The organism is Enterococcus cecorum, assembly GCF_052119425.1.
Lineage (GTDB): Bacteria > Bacillota > Bacilli > Lactobacillales > Enterococcaceae > Enterococcus_E > Enterococcus_E cecorum_C.
On record NZ_JBQKFH010000045.1, the window covers coordinates 1 to 15468 of the forward strand.

Here is a 15468-nt window from a genome sequence, read left to right on the forward strand (position 1 = left end):
ATTAAGATAAGCATTTACAACTTGCTTTTTAAACTCAAAAGAATATTTGGACATAAAAATACCGACCTCCAATTGTTAGATTTTATGGTCTAACTTTTGGGGGTCGGTACAAAAATCAACAGGAGTCGCTTCAATAATTATTTAATGAATCAATTATTTTAAGTTTTTGCTGCTAACCATAATTTCATCAATCAAACCATAATCTTTGGCTTCTAGTGCTGTCATAAAGTTATCGCGATCAGTGTCTTTTTCAATAACTTCGATTGGTTGACCAGTACGTTCTGCTAAAATTTTATTTAAACGTTCACGTGTCTTTAAGATATGACGGGCAGCAATTTCAATTTCAGTTGCTTGTCCTTGCGCTCCGCCTAGTGGTTGGTGAATCATAATTTCTGCATTAGGTAAAGCAAAACGTTTTCCTTTAGTACCAGCAGTTAGTAAGAAACTACCCATAGAGGCAGCCATACCCATAACGATGGTTTGGACATCTGCTTTAACAAAGTTCATGGTATCGTAAATAGCCAAACCAGCAGTTACGCTACCACCAGGTGAGTTGATGTAAAGGTAGATGTCTTTTTCAGAATCTTGGGCATCTAAGAATAGTAATTGTGAGATAATTGAGTTGGCTAAATCATCTGTAACTGGTCCGCTTAACATAATGATTCGGTCTTTTAATAGGCGAGAGTAAATATCATAAGCACGTTCGCCACGAGATGATTGTTCGATAACTGTAGGAATTAAGTTCATCCTAGCATCCTCCTTCATAACGAAAAAATCGTTGTTCATAAATTCATTTACCTTATTTTAGCAAATATCTTAGTAAATTGCTAATATGAAGTATACACTTTTGGTCAATAAAGGTCAAACAAATTGTTTTTGGTGAAATTATCGCTTTATGCTATAATTAATTCTAGAATCAATCAGAAAAAAAGAGGATAGATAAAATGAAATGGATTGCTTTAAATGAAGTTATTTCTGCTTTTATTGGCGTTATTTTAGGGGCGGTGATTGTCTTAATTACCAATAGCTTACGAGTAAGATATGACGAACGACGCCAAGTCAAGATGCGGATGCTTGAACACAAAGTCAAAGAAATTGAATTATTAGTATTGTTGAATAAAAAAATTCGCGAATTACTTGAAAAACGTGTAATGATGATGGATAAGTATGTTAGTTTTGATGCTTTTGATGATTGCTATATCACCATTGATGATTATGTTTATTTACAATCGTTTGCTTCATCTAATAGCTTTTACTTACCAAATCATATTTTAGATGAATTTTTCCAAAAGATTGCAACTAGAAAAGTGGTTTTAACACCGGAAGAAACTGTCCAATTTGGCGCTTATGCTTATAAAGGCGGTCGTGTGGTTTTAGAGCAATTTTCAGATGAACTAACTGAATTAATTTATGAACGCAAAATTCAGATGAAACAATTGACAGATAAACCACTCGCTTATTTTTCAAAAACATTATAAAGGAAAGTGGAATGGAAAAAATTATTGTCATAGCAGGTCCTACTGCGGTGGGAAAAACTGCACTTAGTATCGAGTTAGCCCAAAAATTTAATGGGGAAATTATTAATGGCGATTCCATGCAAGTTTACAAAGGGCTAGATATTGGTACCGCTAAAGTCACAAGGGAAGAAATGGCAGGAATTATGCATCATTTGTTGAATATTAAAACGGTGGCTGAGGGCTTTAACGTGTCTGAATTCATTACCTTGGCAAAACAAAAAATTCAAGAAATTACTGCTCGTGGGCATTTACCGATTGTTGTTGGTGGCACGGGACTCTATCTACAGGCTTTGATTGAAGATTATCAATTAGGAGCAAGTGAAGATACAGATGGTACGATTCGTCAAAAATATCAGGGGTTTGCTGATCAATATGGTGATAAGGCATTATGGCAAGAACTAGCACGCGTTGATTCTTTGGCCGCTGAAAAGATTGATTACCATAATGTACGTAAGGTGATTCGTGCGTTGGAAGTTTTTGAACTGACTAATAAAAGTATTTTTGCGCAACAAGACAATGAAGCAATTTTTGATACATTTGGCATTTGCTTAAATACTGAGCGGACTTTATTATATGAGCGAATTAATAAACGGGTCGAAATCATGATGCAGTCAGGTTTGGAGCAAGAAGCCCGTTTTATTCTAGATTATCCAGATAGTCAAGCTGCTAAAGGAATTGGCTATAAAGAGTTTTTGCCGTATTTTAATGGTAAAGCTAGCTTAGAGGAAGTGATTGCAGCCATCCAACAAAATTCTAGAAGATATGCCAAACGCCAATTAACCTGGTTTAGAAATCGTATGGACTTGAATTGGGTGGATTTAGTTTTACATCCAGAAAATCAAGCTGACTTAGAATTAGCAATAAGTGATTGGTTAAGGAAATAATTTAGAGATGAGAGGTGAATCAAATGCCTGAAAAAGAAAAAGATAAAGTCATTTTAGTCGGTGTGGAAACGGAAGAGAACTTTGCGATTTTTGACACATCGATGGACGAATTACGAGGATTAACGAAAACAGCAGACGGCGAAATCGTTTTTATTTTGAAACAAAAGCGACCACAAGTTGATCGTCAAACCATTATAGGTAAAGGAAAACTAGCAGAACTCAAACAACTTATTGATGCGTACGAAGCCAATTTAGTCATCTTTAATCATGAGTTAACCCCACGTCAAGGAAAAATATTGACCGAAGAACTAGGGGTAAGAGTCCTTGATCGTGTGCAACTGATTCTTGATATTTTTGCGATTCGTGCACGCTCAAAAGAAGGAAAATTACAAGTCTCTCTCGCTCAATTGGAGTATTTATTACCACGTTTAACTGGGATGGGTGCTTCTATGTCGCGTTTAGGTGGGGGCATTGGGACGCGTGGTCCTGGTGAAACAAAACTAGAAGTAGACCGTCGGCATATTCGCAATAAAATTACCCAAATTAGAAATGAACTAAAAGAAGTCGAGCAGCATCGGGAGCGTACAAGAGAGCAACGTAAAAATAAACAAGTCTATCAAATTGGTTTAATTGGTTATACAAACGCTGGTAAATCAACAATTATGAATATATTAACGACGGCTAACACATATGAACAAGACCAACTTTTCGCTACTTTGGATCCACTAACAAAAAAATGGCGACTTCCAGAAGGGTTTGAAATGACTATTACAGATACAGTAGGTTTTATTCAAGATTTACCGACGCAATTAATCGATGCCTTCCAATCAACGCTTGAAGAAAGTAAGTCTATGGATTTTCTATTGCATGTTGTTGATGCGCATGCCAAAGACCGTTTATTACACGAAAAAACAGTATTTGATTTAATGCAACAACTAGAGATTATCGATACCCCAGTATTAACCGTCTATAATAAAGCAGACTTGATGAAAGAAGAGGACTTTGTACCGACCTTATTCCCAAATGTTTGTATCTCAGCAAAAAGCAGCAAGGGAAAAGAAGCCTTAATTCAGGCTATAAAGCAACAGTTAATGGAACAATTCGAGCCTTATATGGTTGAATTGGCAGATAATCAAGCAAGCGAAATTTATAAATATAAGCGTGAAACAATTGTGACTTCACAAAATTATGATGAGTCCAAACAAAAATATATTATTTGTGGTTTTAGTCCCAAATAATTGCTTAACCAGAAACGGAACCTGTAAGCCGATTTCTGGTTTTTTTATTGTATTTGATGAACATTCTAAATGGTCTATACAGATAATGTTCAATATTTAAATCTTTTATTTATTTTATTTTAAAAATTCCTTTGTTGATAAATGTTGATAAATCAATACTTATTAAGTTTTTTTGAAAAAATTTTTATTCCATGTAAGGTTTTCTAACATATGAGGTTGACAACTATTTCCGAACTTGGTATAGTATGGATAAGTTTTCAGAAAATACTAACAAAACGAAGGCGAGGAGGAATTGGATGGGAGAAAAAGAATTGCGCAAGAGCCTATCTGTTTTTCCGATTGGTACAGTGATGAAGTTGACGGATCTGTCAGCTAGACAAATTCGTTACTATGAAGAACAAGGGCTGATTAAGCCACAACGTAGTGAGGGAAATCGTCGCTTGTTTTCATTAAATGACATCGATGTTTTGTTAGAAATTAAAGATTACTTAGCAGACGGCTTAAATATGGCTGGTATAAAGCGAATGTATGAATTAAAACAAAAAGAAAAGCAAGCAGAAAAAGCCAAGAAGCCACTTACGGATAAAGATGTCAGAAGAATTTTTTATGATGAAATGATGACACAAAGTCGTTTAAATCAACAACATCCATATCAGCAGAACAATCGTATGTTGTGATGCTGTGGAAATAAAATGAGTAGAGAAATAAAGGCGGGATATTATGGCAAAAGCAAATTATACTGTAGAAGATATCAAACGCATCGCTAAAGACGAAAATGTACGTTTCTTACGCTTGATGTTTACAGATATCATGGGTACAATCAAAAACGTTGAAGTTCCAGTAAGTCAATTAAACAAAGTATTAGAAAACAAAATGATGTTCGACGGTTCATCTATTGAAGGTTTCGTACGTATTGAAGAAAGTGATATGTATTTATATCCAGATTTATCAACATGGATGATCTTCCCATGGGAAAGCGAACATGGAAAAGTAGCTCGTTTAATCTGTGATATTTATAATCCAGATGGTACGCCTTTTGCTGGTGACCCTCGTGGTAACTTAAAACGTGCCTTAAAACACATGCAAGAAATGGGCTTCACAGCATTTAACTTAGGTCCTGAACCAGAATTCTTCTTATTCAAACTTGATGAAGATGGTAAAGTAACGAAGACATTGAACGATAAAGGTGGTTATTTTGACTTTGCACCAACCGATTTAGGTGAAAATTGCCGTCGTGATATTGTGTTAGAGTTAGAAAGTTTAGGATTTGAAGTAGAAGCATCTCACCACGAAGTAGCACCTGGTCAACATGAAATTGACTTCAAATATGCTGATGTTATCGAAGCTTGTGATAATATCCAAACCTTCAAATTAGTGGTTAAAACAATTGCTCGTAAACATGGCTTACATGCAACATTTATGCCAAAACCTTTATTTGGTATCAATGGTTCAGGTATGCACTGTAATATGTCTTTATTCAAAGATGATCAAAATGTCTTTTTTGATCCAGAAGGTCCATTACAATTAAGTCAAACAGCTTATCATTTCCTAGGTGGATTAATCGAGCATGCTCGTGCTTACACAGCAGTATGTAACCCAACCGTTAACTCATACAAACGTTTAGTTCCTGGTTATGAAGCGCCAGTATATGTAGCTTGGTCAGGTCGCAACCGTTCACCATTAATTCGTGTGCCAGAATCACGTGGTTTATCTACTCGTTTAGAATTACGTTCAGTAGACCCAGCTGCTAACCCATATTTAGCAATGGCTGTATTATTAGAAGCTGGTTTAGATGGTATCACTCGTGAATTAACACCACCACCAGCAGTAGACCGCAATATCTACATCATGAATGAAGAAGAACGCGCAGAAGCATTAATTAAAGATCTTCCTTCTACATTACACAATGCGATTAAAGAATTGCGTGTAGACCCTGTAATGGTAAATGCTTTAGGTCAACACATCTTCTCTAACTTTGTTGAAGCAAAACGTATGGAATGGGCATCATTCAGACAAACTGTTTCAGAATGGGAAAGAGAACAATACTTAGAATTATATTAAGATGAAAATAAACCGTTGGAGCACAAAGCTTCCAGCGGTTTGTTTGTTAGTTTTAGCTGTTTAGGGGGCAAGAAAATTTTCAGTAAGTAGTTGACATCTCTTGCTTGACCCTGTAGTATATTGCTTGGGCACTCTTAAAATTTAAGAGTCAGATTCGTGTAAATAATTGCTCCCTATTCATTCTGATTTTGATTGGATAGGGGGCGTCTTTTATTTTATGAATCTTCCTGAAAACACGTAAAGGAGAAATGAAATGACAAAATATATCTTTGTAACTGGTGGCGTTGTTTCTTCAATTGGTAAAGGAATTGTCGCTGCATCATTAGGACGACTACTAAAAAATCGTGGCTTGAAAGTAACGATTCAAAAATTTGACCCATATATTAATGTGGACCCTGGTACGATGAGCCCATATCAACATGGGGAAGTATTCGTTACCGATGATGGTGCCGAAACTGACCTTGACCTTGGACACTATGAACGTTTCATTGATATTAATTTAAACAAATACTCAAACGTTACGACAGGTAAGATTTATTCAGAAGTATTGCGTAAAGAACGTAAAGGGGAATACTTAGGGGCGACTGTTCAAGTGATTCCTCATATCACCAATGAAATTAAAGAAAAAATTATGCGTGCTGCGAGCCTAACCGATTCTGATGTGATTATTACAGAAGTCGGTGGTACGGTTGGAGATATCGAATCATTACCATTTTTAGAAGCATTACGCCAAATGAAGGCAGATGTAGGTTCTGATAATGTAATGTATATTCACACTACTTTGATTCCGTATTTAAAAGCTGCTGGTGAAATGAAAACTAAACCAACCCAACACAGCGTCAAAGAATTACGTGGTTTAGGGATTCAACCAAACATCCTTGTCGTACGTACTGAACAACCAATTTCACAAGGAACGAAGAATAAATTAGCGCAATTTTGTGATGTGGCGCCAGAAGCAGTGATTGAGTCACGCGACGTTGAAACTTTATACTCTATTCCGTTGAACTTACAAAAACAAGGCATGGACCAAATTGTTTGCGATCATCTTAAATTAGATGTGCCTGCTGCGGATATGACTGAATGGAAAGAATTAGAAAATCGTGTCTTGAACTTGAAGAAAACGGTCAAAATCGCTTTAGTCGGTAAATATGTCGAATTACCAGATGCTTATATCTCAGTGGTTGAAAGTTTGAAACATTCAGGTTTTGCCTTTGATGCTGATATTGACTTGAAATGGGTGAAATCACATGAGTTAACCCGTGAAAATGTAGCGGATTACTTAAGTGATGTAGATGGTATCTTAGTTCCAGGTGGTTTTGGTGATCGTGGGGTAGAAGGTAAGATTGAAGCCATTCGTTATGCCCGTGAAAATGATATTCCATTCTTAGGTATTTGTCTTGGGATGCAAATGGCGTGTGTGGAATTTGCGCGCAATGTCGTGGGTCTAGAAGATGCACATACCGCTGAAAATCATCCAGGAATTAAAAATAATATTATTGACTTAATGGCTGACCAAGAAAATGTTGAAAACTTAGGTGGTACATTACGTTTAGGTTTATATCCTTGCAAATTGAAAAAAGGCACCAAAACAGCCGCGGCTTACGATAATCAAGAAGTCGTACAAGAACGTCATCGTCATCGCTATGAATTCAATAATAAATACCGTGAAATGTTTGAAGCACACGGCTTAGTCTTTTCAGGGGTTTCTCCAGACAATCGCTTAGTGGAAATCGTGGAATTACCAGAGAAAAAATTCTTCGTTGGTTGCCAATTCCATCCAGAGTTGATTTCTCGTCCTAACCGTCCACAACGCTTAATTAAAGCCTTTGTTAAAGCTTCTTTAGATAATCAATAATATATTTTTAGCACTCGGCCAATTGTCAGGTGCTTAATTTTATTTTCAGAAAATATTTCGAAATGAAAAGCTGTTCTTTTCGGTTATTTTTGAAAAAAGTTAAATTTTTATAGCGATAATGCTAGTAATTCGTGAAAAATTTTGCTAAAATATACATGTTGGTTAAGTATAGCTTAACAAATAAAAGTTTTTCTAATACTTAGGAGGAATTAATTATGCCATTAGTATCAGGTACTGAAATTTTCAAGGCAGCACGTAAAGGTGGATACGCTGTAGGTGCGTTCAACACAAATAACTTAGAATGGACTCAAGCAATCTTAGAAGCTGCTCAAGCTAAGAATGCGCCAGTTTTAATCCAAACTTCTATGGGTGCTGCTAAATACATGGGTGGCTATAAAGTTGTTAAAAACTTAGTAGAAAACTTAATCGAATCAATGAACATCACTGTGCCAGTAGTTTTACACTTAGACCATGGTACATACGAAGCAGCTTTAGAATGTATCGAAGCTGGTTATACTTCAGTAATGTTTGATGGTTCTCACTTACCATTTGAAGAAAACTTAGAAAAAGCTAAAGACGTTGTAGCTAAAGCACATGCTAAAGGTGTTTCTGTTGAATGTGAAGTTGGTTCAATCGGTGGTGAAGAAGACGGCGTTATCGGTGCTGGTGAATTAGCTGATATCGAAGAATGTAAACAAATCGTTGCTACAGGTATCGACTTCTTAGCTTGTGGTATTGGTAACATTCACGGTGTATACCCAGAAAACTGGCAAGGTCTTGCTTTTGATCACTTACAAGCAATTGCTGATGCTGTAGGTCACGATGTACCATTAGTATTACATGGTGGATCAGGTATTCCTCAAGAACAAATCGAAAAAGCAATTAAAATGGGTGTTTCTAAAGTTAACGTTAACACTGAATTCCAATTATCATTTGCTAAAGCTACTCGTGAATACATCGAAGCTGGTAAAGATTTAGAAGGTAAAGGATTCGACCCACGTAAATTATTAGCTCCTGGTAAAGCAGCTATCGTTAAAGATGCTGAAGAACACATCGACTGGTTCGGTTCAGCTAACAAAGCTTAATTGATTTACGCAAATTGCAAATTAAAGCATCATCTACATTTTTTGTAGGTGATGTTTTTTTTACACCTTTCAATCCAACTATTCCATATTATTGTCAAGATAATATGATTATTTAATTTATACTGATACATTTTATTTTTATTTAGTGTATAATAGTATTGTAGATAAAAGTGAATAATGTATTTAATTGTTAGTCTTGTTTTTTTATGAACGAGGGATTGATATGGGAAATTATGGATATAAGGAAATTTCCGCTGATATCCGAAAAAAAATTCAATCGGGTTATTATCATGCTGGAGATTATTTACCGAAACAATTTGATTTAGCCGAACAATATCATACAAGTAGAATTACGATACAAAAAGCCTTGCGAGTTTTATCTATGGAGGGCTTTTTATTGTCAAAAAAAGGGGTCGGGACAATTGTCAAAGATGCAGGAGTCCTATATTCTGATTATATGACAAATCAAAACAAAGACATTGATATGCATTTAGTATCATCTAAAGATTATAAAGTAAGTAGTCGGATGATTTCTTTTGATGTTCGTCCGCTTGATGAAGACGAAGCAACTAAATTAATGCTAAAACCCAATGAATTGGTCTATGATATTACTCGGTTACGTTATGTAAATAGCGAACCTTTACGTCTAGAATATTTATTAATTCCACAAAAATACTTTCCAGAATTACAAATGGATGACTTAGAAGATTCGCTCTATGAATATATTTATATCCAAACAAAACAAAAATTAGCTAAATCATTACTAAAAATTACTGCTGACTTTCCTGATTTTTATGATAAAAAGTATTTGTGTGTGGATGAACATCAGGTAGTCTTAAGAATAGAACAAACTACTTATTTTAATAGCGGCGTTCCTTGTTTTTTAGCTGAGATTCGATACGGTTCTGATAATGGGCAAATTATTTCCGTCTATCAACTAGATTAATAGATAATAATAGACAGATATCATTGTAAAGGTATCTGTTTTTTTGCTTTAATAGATAAATTAAATAGACAAATGTTTTTTTAAGAGTTTATTCTTATTTCTTTTTTCTAAAGATTTTCTATGATAAAATATTAAGGATGAGTAAAAATCTCGCAATAATTCTTTAGTTAAAGGTGAATATATATGAAAAAAATAGTCATTAATGGAAATCGTCCATTAAAAGGAGAAGTAACGATATCAGGCGCTAAAAATAGTGCAGTGGCCTTAATTCCGGCTGCTATTTTAGCGGATTCTCCAGTAATCTTAGAAGGTGTTCCGGATATTCAAGATGTTCACTCATTAATGGAAATCTTGGAAATTATGGGTGTAAAAGTGAAGTTTGAAAATAATACTTTAGAAATTGACCCAAGAGAAATTGTCTCTATTCCGATGCCAAGTGGTAAAATCAATAGCTTACGTGCTTCCTACTATTTTATGGGTGCATTATTAGCAAAGTTTGGTGAAGGGGTTGTTGGCTTACCTGGTGGCTGTAATTTAGGTCCTCGTCCAATTGATTTGCATATTAAAGGATTTGAAACTTTAGGTGCTACAGTGACCAACGAACAAGGAGCGATGTATTTGCGCACTGATGAGAAAGGTCTTCAAGGAGAACGTATCTATATGGATATGGTTTCGATTGGGGCTACAATTAATGTGATGTTGGCAGCTGTGAAGGCAAAAGGCAAGACGATTATTGAAAATGCCGCTCGCGAACCTGAAATTATCGATGTAGCGACTTTATTAAATAATATGGGTGCGAAAATTCGTGGGGCTGGAACCAATGAAATCCGAATTGAAGGTGTTGAGCATTTACATGGATGTCGTCATATGATTATTCCTGACCGTATTGAAGCAGGTACCTATCTTTCAATGGCTGCTGCGGTAGGACAAGGGGTGACGGTTAAAAATGTGATTTTCGAACACTTAGAAAGTTTTATTGCTAAATTAGAAGAAATGGGTGTGCGAATGGATATTTCTGAAGATAGTATTTATGTCTATCCTGCAGAAAAGTTAAATCCAATCAGCGTTAAAACTTTCCCGTATCCTGGATTTGCGACTGATTTACAACAACCAATTACACCATTACTGTTTAAAGCACAAGGTACTTCAGAAATTATTGATACGATTTATCCTAAACGTGTTGGACATATTCCTGAATTGGCTCGTATGGGTGGAAATGCAAAAGTTGAAGGAAATTATATGTATCTTGGTCATACAGCGCATCTAACCGGTGCAGAGGTAGCCGCTTCTGATTTACGTGCCGGGGCTTGTCTTGTGATTGCGGGCTTAATGGCAGAGGGTACGACAAAGATTTCCAAAGTAGAAAATATTTTACGTGGGTATGACCATATTATTGAAAAACTAACTGCTTTAGGGGCAGATATTCAAATGATTGAGGAGTGATTCGGGCGTGAGTGATTATTTAACAATGGCTGAGTTAGAAAACAAAACTTTAAAAGAAATCTATACATATGCACGCGAGTTTAAGATTCCTTACTACAGTCAAATGAATAAAAAAGAACTTTCACTAGCAGTTATCCGTGCACAGGCAGAAAAGCAAGGTTTCTTCTATATGGAAGGTATCTTAGACATTACCCATCAAGACGGCTATGGATTTTTGCGACCAATTAACTATGGCCCGAGTGCTGAAGATATTTATATTTCTTCTTCGCAAATTCGACGTTTTGGCTTGCGGATAGGGGATAAAGTCGCAGGTAAAGCCCGTCCACCCAAGGAAAGTGAACGTTATTATGGGTTGATGCATGTTGAAAGTGTGAATGGTAAAGATCCTGAAGAAGCCAAACAACGTCCACATTTTCCGGCATTAACGCCTTTATATCCAAATAAACAAATTCAATTATCAACGAAAGGCAATATTTTGACGACACGGATGATTGATATGTTTGCGCCTGTGGGATTTGGGCAACGTGGTTTGATTGTGGCTCCTCCAAAGGCTGGTAAAACCACGATTTTAAAAGAAATTGCCAATGGGATTACTGAAAATCATCCAGATGTTGAATTGATTGTCTTGTTAATTGATGAACGTCCAGAAGAAGTAACTGATTTAGAACGCAGTGTCAAAGGGGATGTCGTATATTCTACTTTTGATTTACAACCTAGCAATCATACACGCGTTTCGGAGTTAGTTTTAGAACGAGCGATGCGATTGGTAGAAGATAAGCGTGATGTTGTGATTTTGATGGATAGTATTACCCGTCTTGCTCGTGCTTATAATTTGGTTGTTCCGCCAAGTGGCCGTACCTTAAGTGGAGGGATTGATCCGGCTGCTTTGTATAAACCTAAAAAATTCTTTGGGGCAGCCCGTAATATTGAAGAAGGAGGTAGTTTAACAATTTTAGCTACAGCCTTAGTGGATACGGGCAGTCGCATGGATGATGTCATTTATGAAGAGTTCAAGGGTACAGGAAATATGGAATTACAGCTTTCTCGTCAACTAGCTGAACGTCGTATTTTCCCAGCTATTGATATGAAGAAATCAGGTACACGTAAAGAAGATTTACTCATGTCAGAAGAACAACTAGAAGAGACTTGGCGCTTACGTAAGAATATGGTCGGTGACTCGTTGGATTATACTGAGCAATTTATTCAGATTTTGCGTAAAACGAAGAATAATGAAGAATTTATCCAAGCCTTTCAAGATATTACTTTTGAGAATGAAGAAAAAACCATCCGACCAAACAGACGTTATATCAAGAAAAATTAGCTAAAACGATTGACAGTACAAATGGATTTTGCTAAGATAAGTTTGTTGTATGTCAACGAAGAATAACTCTGGCTCAGCAAATGGACCAGGGCAAAGGAGAGAAAAACATGAAAGCAAATATTCATCCAGATTACCATCCAGTAGTATTTATGGATTCTACAACAGGATTCAAATTTTTATCAGGTTCAACTAAAACTTCAAACGAAACAGTTGAATGGGAAGATGGAAACACTTATCCATTAATCCGTGTCGAAGTGACATCAGATTCACACCCATTCTACACTGGTCGTCAAAAATTCACTCAAGCAGACGGACGCGTGGATCGTTTCAACAAAAAATACGGTTTCACAAATTAATTCCGTCCTTGCACGAGAATCTCATTCAAAACATTGTTATAGCAACGTTTATTGGCACTCTAGCTTTTATCTGGAGTGTCGATTTTTTCTTTTGACTACCCTTTTGACTACCCCTTGTTTAATTAATTTATTTTGAGGTATTTTGCGAACATATCTGCAGTCTCGTTGGTTTATTTATTTTATGATAAGCCAAATAATTATGGAAATAAGTAAAATATACACAATAAGTGCTTGCCAGTCAAAAGGGATTCGTTCTAATTTAAATATGGTATGGCCTTTTTTTCAGATTTTAGTTTCACCTTTTTTTATTTTCTGTTTATGTTCGAGTTCATCTAATTCTTGCGCTAAATCTTGCTTGATATATTTTAAATTGGACAGTCTGACAAAAAGTACAACGATTATAGCAATAATACTTACAATAATTAACTTAAGCATTAACTATTCACATCCGTTGTGTTTCATTTTTTTAATCTGGTATGTTTGGATAAGGATACTAATTTTTTCATTCTCTTGATAATCATTCCCACAAAGCAAATGGCATATATTGCAGCAAGCCATGAAGGAAGTGAATTAAAAACAAGCAAATTAAACTAAAGAGGAGCATCATGATATAGAAGTATTTCGTTATCATAAGTCCTCCGTAAACGTATTAGATAAAGTGTGTATGTTTGACTTTCCATTGTTCTAGCTTGATATTGAGCCAAAAACTATAGATACCTAAAGTAATAATGGTGAGTAGGAACCATTTGATCCAGTTACCAAATAATTGCATGGCAGTTCCATCGAAATAAAGTCTGCGTCCATTGATGACGGTATGCTTGATTTTCCAATTATACAGCAGGCAAATTCCCCAAGGTGTACAGATACCAAATGTACAAATTGTAATAATTGCCGCTAGTAGATAAGTGCCGATATAGGTAGCTAAACCACCATCAAAATAAGATTCATTCATAATAATTATGCCTCCTTTTTTATAACGAATGTATCTTATATTATTTTCTGGAAAAAAGCAATTGGAATTTTAAGAAAATAGATTTAGAATGAGAAGTGTAAGATGAAATGGAGAATAGGAGGTGTCAAATGTTGTTATATCAGCAATCTTTAGCGATAGCAGAGGATGCGCATAAAGGTCAAGTTGATAAAGCAGGGGTGGATTATATCCAGCATCCACTCTTTGTTGCAAGTTTGGTAGAAGGTGAGCTAGCTAAAACGGTGGCATTATTGCATGATGTAGTAGAAGATTCGGATTGGACGCTAGAGGATTTACGCATGGAGGGCTTACCTGAAGAGGTTGTTCAAGCCGTTGGAATCCTAACTAAGAAACGTAATGAAAACTACGAAGAATATATATTACGTGTAAAGTAAAATCCATTAGCCAGACAAGTAAAGTTGGCCGATTTGAAGCATAATTCTGATCTTTCAAGATTAGCCAATGTTACAGATAGAGATAGAAAAAGAGTAGCAAAATATCAAAAAGCGATTTCATTTTTAAGCGAAGAGTAAAGAATAATGAACAGTTCCCCAAAATCCACTGATATTTTTGAAAGGAAGTATAGGATATGTCGGATGAGATTTATTTTTATAAAGAAAATGATGCCGACCAAATTTGGTGGGTGGACAATATGGACAGAGTCGGACTGCATCTTTTCTCATTTGATAAAAAGAAAATTTACAACTTGTTTACCGACTATCCATATGCCATGACTGAAGAAGAAATAGCAGTTTTCAATCGTGAGAACCCGTTCTGGAGTGAATTTTTTCAAAATAGATTTGAAAATTAAAAAAGTCGTAACTATAGAAAAAGGTAAAAACCATTTACTAAATATATCTAAGTAGAAGGTAAGGGTGGTAGAAATGCGATTTAAAAACTTTGATGAATTTGGCCAAGCAGTTAGAGATTTAGAATTAGAGTATGAAAAACACTTCGATACAAAATTTCCAGAGCGAATCATTGGTTGGTGGGATCCGTTAAATTTGACGCTTGAAGAGGCTAATGAGGGATATGAGGCGATGAAGCGTGATGTGTACGCGGCTATTGAGACGAATACTGAGATTGAAAGCATTCCAATTGAACTGTGGAATCAAATCATTTTTTAGCAAGAAGAAAAGAGAACTAGTCGCAACAATTAAAGGACTAGTTCTCTTTTAGGTTTAGTTTAAGACTGCTTGGGCCAATGCTTTTTGAATGGCCACAATGCTATCATCACTTCTGAATTGTAAGCTTTCAGCAGGGAGTTCGGCACTAGAGATCCAGATTTTTAACTCAGCATCTAAGTCAAAATGACCACTTGTTTCCACTGAAAAGCGTGAAATAGAGCGATAAGGAATGGATTTATATTCCGCTTTTTTGCCAGTCATGCCTTGTTTGTCGACAATAATTAGTCTTTTTTCAGTAAAAACTAATAAATCGCGGACAAGTTTAAAGGCTAAATCAACTTTTTCCTCAGGCATTAAGACATCTTGTAACTCCTTTTGAGCTACTTCGATATTCATTTTACTTGCATTACCTAATAAACCGTTAAATAATCCCATGTCATCACCTCATAATTGTTTTGATAAATTGATTGTATCAAGAATAAAATCTGCAGACAATTGTACTGGAGACGGATTTTAGACCTACAAAAAATAGACAGCCAGAAGTATTCCTTCAAGTGATGTGACCCCCAAAAGTTAGACTTTATTAGCGTAGTAGTTTTGTCTACTACGTTTTTTTATGCACTCATAAGGTGAATTCTGTATTGAACTGGACTTTTCCACCCTAG

General features: G+C 35.7%; 16 protein-coding genes and 1 pseudogene. 14 read left to right on the forward strand and 3 right to left on the reverse strand.

What is annotated here, in order from left to right:
* Window positions 1-153 precede the first annotated feature (153 nt).
* Window positions 154-765, reverse strand: coding sequence for an ATP-dependent Clp endopeptidase proteolytic subunit ClpP (clpP, locus tag ACTQZM_RS10105; protein WP_441653696.1), 612 nt, complete (start codon window positions 763-765; stop codon window positions 154-156).
* Between the two features lie 179 nt (window positions 766-944).
* On the opposite strand from clpP, the gene ACTQZM_RS10110 reads away from it, so the two are divergent.
* The 11 genes from ACTQZM_RS10110 (at window position 945) to ACTQZM_RS10160 (ending at window position 12706) form a co-directional block, all read left to right on the forward strand.
* Entirely contained in the window at window positions 945-1478 is a 534-nt protein-coding gene (locus ACTQZM_RS10110; protein ID WP_047334480.1) for a hypothetical protein, read from the forward strand.
* An 11-nt stretch (window positions 1479-1489) separates the two neighbouring features.
* Window positions 1490-2401 carry a tRNA (adenosine(37)-N6)-dimethylallyltransferase MiaA gene (gene miaA, locus ACTQZM_RS10115; RefSeq protein WP_441653689.1) on the forward strand — a complete coding sequence of 304 codons (912 nt, stop codon included), beginning with the start codon at window positions 1490-1492 and terminating at the stop codon, window positions 2399-2401.
* 23 nt (window positions 2402-2424) lie between these two features.
* Window positions 2425-3639, forward strand: a complete 1215-nt coding sequence (gene hflX, locus ACTQZM_RS10120) for a GTPase HflX (protein WP_441653690.1) — start codon at window positions 2425-2427, stop codon at window positions 3637-3639.
* Between the two features lie 296 nt (window positions 3640-3935).
* Window positions 3936-4316, forward strand: a complete 381-nt coding sequence (locus tag ACTQZM_RS10125; protein WP_248626497.1) for a MerR family transcriptional regulator — start codon at window positions 3936-3938, stop codon at window positions 4314-4316.
* A gap of 43 nt (window positions 4317-4359) precedes the next feature.
* Window positions 4360-5700 carry a type I glutamate--ammonia ligase gene (gene glnA / locus ACTQZM_RS10130; RefSeq protein WP_248626499.1) on the forward strand — a complete coding sequence of 447 codons (1341 nt, stop codon included), beginning with the start codon at window positions 4360-4362 and terminating at the stop codon, window positions 5698-5700.
* A gap of 253 nt (window positions 5701-5953) precedes the next feature.
* Window positions 5954-7555 carry a CTP synthase gene (locus ACTQZM_RS10135; RefSeq protein ID WP_113784611.1) on the forward strand — a complete coding sequence of 534 codons (1602 nt, stop codon included), beginning with the start codon at window positions 5954-5956 and terminating at the stop codon, window positions 7553-7555.
* 215 nt (window positions 7556-7770) lie between these two features.
* Window positions 7771-8640: a class II fructose-bisphosphate aldolase gene (locus ACTQZM_RS10140; RefSeq protein ID WP_441653691.1), complete on the forward strand. Its 870-nt coding sequence runs from the start codon at window positions 7771-7773 to the stop codon at window positions 8638-8640.
* Window positions 8641-8863: 223 nt separating this feature from the next.
* Complete coding sequence (locus ACTQZM_RS10145) at window positions 8864-9586, forward strand: GntR family transcriptional regulator (protein ID WP_441653692.1); 723 nt, start codon at window positions 8864-8866, stop codon at window positions 9584-9586.
* Window positions 9587-9769: 183 nt separating this feature from the next.
* Window positions 9770-11029 (forward strand): UDP-N-acetylglucosamine 1-carboxyvinyltransferase, encoded by a 1260-nt coding sequence (locus tag ACTQZM_RS10150; protein ID WP_441653693.1) that lies wholly within the window; start codon window positions 9770-9772, stop codon window positions 11027-11029.
* Window positions 11030-11036: 7 nt separating this feature from the next.
* Window positions 11037-12350, forward strand: a complete 1314-nt coding sequence (gene rho / locus ACTQZM_RS10155) for a transcription termination factor Rho (RefSeq protein ID WP_441653694.1) — start codon at window positions 11037-11039, stop codon at window positions 12348-12350.
* A gap of 107 nt (window positions 12351-12457) precedes the next feature.
* Complete coding sequence (locus ACTQZM_RS10160) at window positions 12458-12706, forward strand: type B 50S ribosomal protein L31 (protein WP_016251719.1); 249 nt, start codon at window positions 12458-12460, stop codon at window positions 12704-12706.
* Window positions 12707-13355: 649 nt separating this feature from the next.
* On the opposite strand, the gene ACTQZM_RS10165 is transcribed toward ACTQZM_RS10160, so the two are convergent.
* The gene (locus ACTQZM_RS10165; RefSeq protein WP_248628951.1) at window positions 13356-13658 is read right to left on the reverse strand and encodes a DUF898 family protein; all 303 of its coding nucleotides are present in this window, start codon (window positions 13656-13658) and stop codon (window positions 13356-13358) included.
* A 128-nt stretch (window positions 13659-13786) separates the two neighbouring features.
* Here ACTQZM_RS10165 and ACTQZM_RS10170 point away from each other — a divergent pair.
* The 3 genes and pseudogenes from ACTQZM_RS10170 to ACTQZM_RS10180 all read left to right on the forward strand — a co-directional run bounded on the left by ACTQZM_RS10170 (window position 13787) and on the right by ACTQZM_RS10180 (window position 14803).
* Window positions 13787-14209, forward strand: a pseudogene (locus tag ACTQZM_RS10170) (hypothetical protein).
* Between the two features lie 56 nt (window positions 14210-14265).
* Window positions 14266-14487 carry a DUF7675 family protein gene (locus tag ACTQZM_RS10175; RefSeq protein WP_168931629.1) on the forward strand — a complete coding sequence of 74 codons (222 nt, stop codon included), beginning with the start codon at window positions 14266-14268 and terminating at the stop codon, window positions 14485-14487.
* 73 nt (window positions 14488-14560) lie between these two features.
* A complete protein-coding gene (locus tag ACTQZM_RS10180; protein ID WP_441653695.1) occupies window positions 14561-14803 on the forward strand; it encodes a hypothetical protein in 243 nt (80 codons plus the stop codon).
* A gap of 54 nt (window positions 14804-14857) precedes the next feature.
* On the opposite strand, the gene ACTQZM_RS10185 is transcribed toward ACTQZM_RS10180, so the two are convergent.
* Window positions 14858-15238: a PH domain-containing protein gene (locus ACTQZM_RS10185; protein ID WP_349278924.1), complete on the reverse strand. Its 381-nt coding sequence runs from the start codon at window positions 15236-15238 to the stop codon at window positions 14858-14860.
* Window positions 15239-15468: the final 230 nt, after the last annotated feature.

Bases quoted from the DNA above. Each gene is read 5' to 3' on its own strand.
- clpP (WP_441653696.1), bottom strand. From the start codon at position 765: ATGAAGGAGGATGCTAGGATGAACTTAATTCCTACAGTTATCGAACAA.
- ACTQZM_RS10110 (WP_047334480.1), top strand. From the start codon at position 945: ATGAAATGGATTGCTTTAAATGAAGTTATTTCTGCTTTTATTGGCGTT.
- miaA (WP_441653689.1), top strand. From the start codon at position 1,490: ATGGAAAAAATTATTGTCATAGCAGGTCCTACTGCGGTGGGAAAAACT.
- hflX (WP_441653690.1), top strand. From the start codon at position 2,425: ATGCCTGAAAAAGAAAAAGATAAAGTCATTTTAGTCGGTGTGGAAACG.
- ACTQZM_RS10125 (WP_248626497.1), top strand. From the start codon at position 3,936: ATGGGAGAAAAAGAATTGCGCAAGAGCCTATCTGTTTTTCCGATTGGT.
- glnA (WP_248626499.1), top strand. From the start codon at position 4,360: ATGGCAAAAGCAAATTATACTGTAGAAGATATCAAACGCATCGCTAAA.
- ACTQZM_RS10135 (WP_113784611.1), top strand. From the start codon at position 5,954: ATGACAAAATATATCTTTGTAACTGGTGGCGTTGTTTCTTCAATTGGT.
- ACTQZM_RS10140 (WP_441653691.1), top strand. From the start codon at position 7,771: ATGCCATTAGTATCAGGTACTGAAATTTTCAAGGCAGCACGTAAAGGT.
- ACTQZM_RS10145 (WP_441653692.1), top strand. From the start codon at position 8,864: ATGGGAAATTATGGATATAAGGAAATTTCCGCTGATATCCGAAAAAAA.
- ACTQZM_RS10150 (WP_441653693.1), top strand. From the start codon at position 9,770: ATGAAAAAAATAGTCATTAATGGAAATCGTCCATTAAAAGGAGAAGTA.
- ACTQZM_RS10160 (WP_016251719.1), top strand. From the start codon at position 12,458: ATGAAAGCAAATATTCATCCAGATTACCATCCAGTAGTATTTATGGAT.
- ACTQZM_RS10165 (WP_248628951.1), bottom strand. From the start codon at position 13,658: ATGAATGAATCTTATTTTGATGGTGGTTTAGCTACCTATATCGGCACT.
- ACTQZM_RS10175 (WP_168931629.1), top strand. From the start codon at position 14,266: ATGTCGGATGAGATTTATTTTTATAAAGAAAATGATGCCGACCAAATT.
- ACTQZM_RS10180 (WP_441653695.1), top strand. From the start codon at position 14,561: ATGCGATTTAAAAACTTTGATGAATTTGGCCAAGCAGTTAGAGATTTA.
- ACTQZM_RS10185 (WP_349278924.1), bottom strand. From the start codon at position 15,238: ATGGGATTATTTAACGGTTTATTAGGTAATGCAAGTAAAATGAATATC.